The 1,242-nt window shown below is 66.3% G+C and carries 1 protein-coding gene; it reads left to right on the forward strand.

The features are described 5' to 3' along the window. Nucleotides 1–172 precede the first annotated feature (172 nt). Complete coding sequence (locus CHB84_RS22170) at nt 173–1,216, forward strand: IS30 family transposase (RefSeq protein ID WP_217898703.1); 1,044 nt, start codon at nt 173–175, stop codon at nt 1,214–1,216. Nucleotides 1,217–1,242 lie beyond the last annotated feature (26 nt).

The following is a 1,242-nucleotide window of genomic DNA, read 5'->3' on the forward strand; positions in this document are numbered from 1 at the left end:
GCTTGCTCTCTAAGGGTCGTTGCGAATCCGGACGGGAGGGGTTCGCATGCCGAAGTATGCACCGAACAAGATGTCAGCGGAGGTCAAGCGCCGGTACTTCGAGTTGATCCGGAAGGGGTGGAAGGGCGCTGCGGCGGCCCGGGAGGTCGGCGTGTCGATGAGCTGCGGGTCGGTGTGGTTCATCGACGCTGGCCGGGTGAGTTTCATCGAAACGCCGATCAGCTCGCGGTATCTGAGCCAGGACGACCGGATCGAGATCGCCGACGGGCTCGCCCGCGCCGAGCCGGTCAAGGCGATCGCAGGCAGGATCGGCAAGAGCTACCAGACCGTGTACCGGGAGATCGCCCGGAATCGGAAGCCGGACGGACGCTATCAGCCGTGGTACGCCCACAACCAGGCCCATATTCGGCGCAAACGGCCCAAATCTCGCCGGTTTACCATCGACGCCGAGCTGCGCGAGGCGGTGGCCGGGAAGCTGGCCAAGCGGTGGTCGCCGGCGCAGATCAGCCGCTGGCTGCGGCGACGCTACCGCCGGCGCCCGGCGTGGCACGTGTGCGCCGAGACCATCTACGAGGCGGTCTACCGGGGCTTGATCGTCCCGGTCACGGCGACCACGCTGCGGACTGGCCGGACGTATCGCCACCGCCGCGGTCGAGGCCGTACGCGCGAGGGCGCGTTGAAGCAGTGCACGAACATGAAGTCGATCCACCAGCGACCGGCCAGCGTGCAGACCCGCCGCCGCATCGGGCACTGGGAAGGAGATCTGATCGTGGGTGCCGGACAGCGATCGGCGATCGCGACCCTGGTGGAACGCAAGACGCGCGTGGCACTGCTGGTCCGACTGCCCAACGGCCACGCCGCACCGGCTGTTCGGGACGCCCTCATCACCACGTTCGCCCGCCTACCCGCTGGCCTGCGTCAGACCCTCACCTGGGATCAGGGCAACGAGATGTTCCACCACGAGCGGATCGAACAAGCGACCGGCCTGAGGATCTACTTCGCCGACCCGCATTCGCCCTGGCAGCGCGGCAGCAACGAGAACGTCAACGGCCTACTCCGGCAGTACCTGCCCAACGGAACGAACCTGCGGATCTGGACCAGCGAACAGCTCGACCAAATCGCCGCCGAGATCAACGACAGGCCCCGCGAATGCCTCAATGACCGCACTCCCAACGAACTCATGCGACGATGGCAACGTCAACAAGCACCAGCGTGATTCGCAACGTTCACCAGAAACCGCCC

Origin of the sequence: Haloechinothrix alba (genome assembly GCF_900188115.1) — a bacterium.
GTDB classification, from domain to species: Bacteria; Actinomycetota; Actinomycetes; order Mycobacteriales; family Pseudonocardiaceae; genus Haloechinothrix; species Haloechinothrix alba.